The 1,173-nt window shown below is 64.6% G+C and carries 1 protein-coding gene; it reads left to right on the top strand.

The window, feature by feature from the left end; all coding sequences use genetic code 11:
- Position 1: 1 nt before the first annotated feature.
- On the top strand, positions 2-1,173 hold a 1,172-nt coding region (gene tuf / locus VQ044_RS25245; RefSeq protein ID WP_327650415.1), incomplete at its 3' end, for an elongation factor Tu.

The raw sequence follows: 1,173 nt of genomic DNA, 5'->3' as shown, positions 1-1,173 counted from the left end.
GATGGCCAAGAGCAAATTCGAGCGCAACAAGCCGCATGTGAACATCGGGACGATTGGTCACGTTGATCACGGCAAGACGTCGTTGACGGCGGCGATCACGAAGTATTTCGGCGAGTACCGTGCGTATGACCAGATCGACGCGGCGCCGGAGGAAAAGGCGCGCGGGATCACGATCTCGACGGCGCATGTGGAGTACGAGACGGAAGCGCGGCATTACGCGCATGTCGACTGCCCTGGCCATGCCGACTACGTGAAGAACATGATCACGGGCGCTGCGCAGATGGACGGCGCGATCCTGGTGGTGTCGGCGGCGGACGGCCCGATGCCGCAGACCCGCGAGCACATTCTTCTGGCGCGCCAGGTCGGCGTTCCGGCGGTGGTGGTGTTCCTGAACAAGGTCGATCAGGTCGACGACGAGGAGCTTCTGGAACTGGTCGAGCTCGAGGTTCGCGAGCTTCTGTCGTCCTACGAGTTCCCGGGCGACGACATCCCGATCGTGAAGGGCTCGGCGCTGGCGGCTCTGGAAGATTCCAACAAGGAGATCGGCGAGGACGCGGTGCGGGCGCTGATGGCGGAAGTGGATCGCTACATTCCGACGCCGGCGCGTCCGATCGACCAGCCGTTCCTGATGCCGATCGAGGACGTGTTCTCGATCTCGGGTCGCGGCACGGTGGTGACGGGGCGTGTCGAGCGCGGCATCGTGAAGGTTGGCGAGGAAGTCGAGATCGTCGGCATCCGCGACACCAAGAAGACGACGGTGACGGGCGTGGAGATGTTCCGCAAGCTTCTGGACCAGGGCCAGGCGGGCGACAACATCGGCGCGCTGATCCGCGGCGTCGACCGCGAGGGCGTCGAGCGCGGCCAGGTTCTGTGCAAGCCGGGTTCGGTGAAGCCGCACACGCGGTTCATGGCCGAGGCGTACATCCTGACCAAGGAGGAGGGCGGTCGCCATACACCGTTCTTCACCAACTACCGGCCGCAGTTCTATTTCCGCACGACGGACGTGACCGGAGTGTGCACGCTTCCCGAGGGCACCGAGATGGTGATGCCGGGCGACAACGTGACGATGGACGTGACGCTGATCGTGCCGATCGCGATGGAAGAGAAGCTGCGCTTCGCCATCCGTGAAGGCGGCCGCACCGTCGGGGCCGGCATCGTCGCCAGCATCGTCGA

It is taken from the genome of Aurantimonas sp. C2-5-R2 (assembly GCF_036549495.1).
Classification (GTDB): Bacteria; Pseudomonadota; Alphaproteobacteria; order Rhizobiales; family Rhizobiaceae; genus Aurantimonas; species Aurantimonas coralicida_A.
This window is presented reverse-complemented; position numbering and strand designations above follow the sequence as displayed.